3 protein-coding genes are annotated in these 3,911 nt (G+C 50.0%); all 3 read right to left on the bottom strand.

Features of this window, described 5'->3' with window-relative positions; all coding sequences use genetic code 11:
- Positions 1 to 682 (bottom strand): STN domain-containing protein (locus tag NF543_RS25050; protein WP_257670938.1); only part of this gene is annotated, 682 nt, incomplete at its 3' end.
- A 199-nt stretch (positions 683 to 881) separates the two neighbouring features.
- On the bottom strand, positions 882 to 1,997 hold the full coding sequence (locus NF543_RS25045) for a FecR family protein (protein WP_257670937.1): 1,116 nt from the start codon (positions 1,995 to 1,997) through the stop codon (positions 882 to 884).
- Positions 1,998 to 2,094: 97 nt separating this feature from the next.
- Positions 2,095 to 3,846: a RagB/SusD family nutrient uptake outer membrane protein gene (locus tag NF543_RS25040; RefSeq protein WP_257670936.1), complete on the bottom strand. Its 1,752-nt coding sequence runs from the start codon at positions 3,844 to 3,846 to the stop codon at positions 2,095 to 2,097.
- Positions 3,847 to 3,911: the final 65 nt, after the last annotated feature.

Genomic DNA, 3,911 nt, shown 5'->3' with positions numbered 1-3,911 from the left:
CGCTCTTCCTGGCCGTCCCGTAACCGATCACAACCACTTCATCCAGGTCGGTAAGGCTTTCCGTCAGAACGATGTCCATAGCTGTGGCAGAGACCGTATGCTCCGTTGTCGTGAATCCTATATGTTCAAATACGAGTATAGCAGACTCATCACTGACAGCAATAGAAAATCTTCCTTCCATATCGGTAGTCGTTCCGTTTTGGGTACCTTTTACCTGCACTGTTACGTTTGGCAAAGGTGCGCCGGTCGTACCAGTGACGATGCCTGTGACGGTTTTTTGCAGTTTTCCTCCTTCCGCAATCCGGTTTCCCGGGTCGGCCAAGGTTCTTTCCTTTTCCTTGATGATGACTGCTTGGTCTTTCACTACATAGGTAAAGGGTTGATCAACGAAGCATTTTTCCAGAACTTCCTCGAGGGAGGCATTCTTCACCCGAATCGTGACAGGCCTGCCTTTTTTCAGAAGCTCATTACTGTAAAAGAAATCATAGCCGCTCTGGTCGCGCAATTCCTTGATCACCTTACGTAAAGGACTGCTGACTTTATTCAATGTAATCTTTTGCGCGAACAGGTTGTGGCCTGAAACCTGGGTGATAACCAGCGTAATAAAGAATAAAAGTAAGTTCAACCGCATGATGAGTCTTTGGACCACCGGACTGATCCGACCTGTAGCCGGCTCGAGCACCAGCGGGATTTTTTGTTTAGCATGACAATAACTTCCACGCTGAATTTTAGGACAAAAATTCATACATTTGAATGTTTGGGTTTTCGTTCAATTAAAGAGCAATTATTTATTCCGATACAGTCGGTAAGGGTAAACCCGGACATTCGGCCGGGAGTGGGTCCAATCACTTCCGGCTTCCTTCAGGTCACTAAAATGTAATTTAAGGCATAACAGTAACCCTTTTTCCTTCAATTTTAAAATGTACATTCCCTGTGATTTCCATCAGTTCCAGCAGGGTGGAGAGTTTTCTTGCCCTTGATAGCTCTCCCGAAAAAGTCTGGTGCAGATCCACCCCTTCCTGGTACACGACTTCCACGTTGTACCAGCGGGCGACCTTAGTCATGATGCCCTCTATATTCCCATTAAACTTGAAATAACCATTCTTCCAAGAAACCACCTCATCCATATCCGCATCATCGGTGATGGTTAGATGCCGTGAATTGACTTGTGCCTGCTGGCCGGGAACCAGATATTCCGAGCGGTCCTGAGTGGTTATCCTTACCGATCCTTCCAGCAGGGTGGTTTTCGTTATTGGTTCGTCCTGATAAGCCGAAACATTAAAATGTGTTCCCAGCACCTCAATAGTTTGTCCTTGCGTGTTTACCTTGAAAGGCACGGCTTTGTCATGAGCCACCTCGAAATAGGCTTCCCCGCTTACTTCTACCTTGCGCTCCTTCGCTGTGAACCGCGTGGGATAACGCAATGTGGATGCTGCATTAAGCCATACCTTACTGCCGTCGGGGAGGACGACTCGGTATTGGCCGCCCACCGGGGTGGTGAGTGCGACATATTGTGAGATTCCCTCCGGGGTGTTCTCAGGGAGTACGGTGCCGTCATCGTATGTCAATGCACCGCCGGACACCATAATCCCTTCCTTATCACTGCTTAGGTTTATCGTTTTGCCGTCGGCAAGGGTGAGCACGGCTTTATTCCCACCGGGGTCTACATCATTAGCATATCGAGCGGGTAGCTGGGGAGTGCCTGCGTCCTTCTGCATATAAACATACAGTACAATTCCCGCGGCCAGCAACACCATGGCAGCAGCGACGACACGGGCAAGACGGTGCCGGGGTTTCATGCGTCTCACGGGGTTGTATGCTTTCTCAAGCGCTAAACGGACTTCCTCCATATCCTGTAAGCGATCAGCTTCATTCAGGTCCGGAAATTCCTCCAGATTCCGCTGCAGGTACCAGGTTTCCAGCACTGCCTTTTCTTCTTCCGTGCAGTTGCCGGCCAGGTATTTTTTCAGGAGTCTTTTTGCCTTGTGTGCTTCCATAGTATATCGTATCTGATACCTTTCTGTAAGTAGATACAGTCAAGCGGCAGGCAGGGGGTAAAAGAAAAATGAAAAAAACTGATTCATGGCATAAATCCTACTCGATCGTTTCCAGGGGTGGGACGTTTCTATCCGCTCCGTCGTATCCGATATTCTGGTTGATCACTCCCATCGTATTGGCTGTAATCACCTCGGACGGTATTGGCCAGAGCGCATGAAAAGGAGCCATATTGGCTGTGTTGTCCAAGAGATTGATCTTCTGTTCGTATGTTTTGTTGTACTTCATGACCCTGTCGTAATAAAAGTTCTTTTGGCTGAAATTGGATAGGTCGTATCCTTCCAGATTTGATCTGGCCATCACATAGGATATACGCACCAGTTCAGAATGCCTTGTCTCTTCGGCGAATAGTTCCCTGGCCCGTTCATCGAGTATAAAATCGATGGTGATCGCACCAGGGGATACAGGCGGGGCTTGGGCCCGCTGTCTGACCATATTGATGTCTGCCGCAGCCAGGTCCGTCCGTCCGGTCCAGTAATGGGCTTCGGCTCTCAGCAGGTAGGTTTCCGCCAGGCGGAATACATACCAGTCGCCATTCCCTCCGTAAGGCTGAGCCTGGGGATCGTCCTGAGGCACATACATGATGTAGTGGGGCATGGCATACACATGTTTAAAGGTATCCACCGGATTGGCCAAGTAACTGATGTCGACGGGTTTTCTGAAATCGACTGAAGCCGGGTTATTGTATTTCAGTTCATGCGGATCCACCCAGTTGATGTCGCTCCTGCGGAGGTCGCTGGTGTTCTCCCACGTGGCGCCTCCATCGTACCAGATGCCATATTGGTAGTGCCAGGTAAGACGTACGTTGGAATTCCCCCTTCCCAGTGAATCGTACATGGGTCCGCTGGCCACCATGCCGGGCTTGCCTTGGCTATCAAGGACCTGGGGCTGGAACCATTGGCAGTTATAGAGCCGCATGGTGTACAGGCCCGGGGACCTGGCTTCTGGCGGGGCTTCAAATCGGTCGACAGTAGCAAGGATGGTTTCGGTATTTTCCGCGATGTTAAAGTTTTTGGGCCGGTGCAGATCCCAAATCAGGTTTCTCACCGGATCATCCTTGTCTATTCCGAACCGCGCGGCCATCAGGGCGTAAGGCCCGTTGATTACGCGGGAGGCCGCCTCAACAGCTTTGTCGAATTCCAGGTTGGCTAAGTAGATTTTTGTAAGCAGGTGGTCACCCGCACCTCTTGAAATGGCACCGGCAGGTGCATTCACGGGAAGCCATTGCACAGAGAACTCCACATCTGCCTCGATCTTGTCAAGGATGGCCCACCGGCTGTGGGTGTAGAAGTCCAGCTTTGCGCCGTGCAATTCTTCGCCGATAAAGGGCACGTCGCCATAGGAATTGATCAAGCGGTAATACCAGTAAGCGCGGTGCCAGTAGGCTTCTGCCAGGATAACGTTCTTTTCCTCTTCCGACTCCCATTCCACATTGTCAATATTACCGATCAGGATGTTGGTATTTTTGATGGAAATGTAAGTGGCGGTAAACATGTCGAGAAAGCGATAATACTGGTCAGTATTTGGGGTCAGGTTATAGAAATCCAGCTGCGACCAGGGTGAGCCCAGGTCGGAAGCAGCAAATTCCATGATCAGGTTATTCATGTTCCCGGTGTTTTCAGCCCTCAGGTCTTTCCGCATGGTAATCAGCAATGATTCCATCCCGGCCTTATCGGTATAGGCATTTTCGGGGGTAAAGAAGGAAAGTGGATCGGGTTCCAGCCATCCCTTGTTACAAGCGCTGTCAAGCAGTAGGACGAGCAGGAGGGCGCAGTATTTGAAAAGTCTCATATCGGTAATTTTTAAGTAATATCTACAGGGATACATTGAGCCCCAGGGTATAGGTCCTGGGCATG

It is taken from the genome of Parapedobacter tibetensis (assembly GCF_024704835.1).
Lineage (GTDB): Bacteria > Bacteroidota > Bacteroidia > Sphingobacteriales > Sphingobacteriaceae > Parapedobacter > Parapedobacter tibetensis.
The sequence above is the reverse complement of the archived record's forward strand: the minus strand, read 5'-3'. Positions and strand labels throughout refer to the sequence as shown.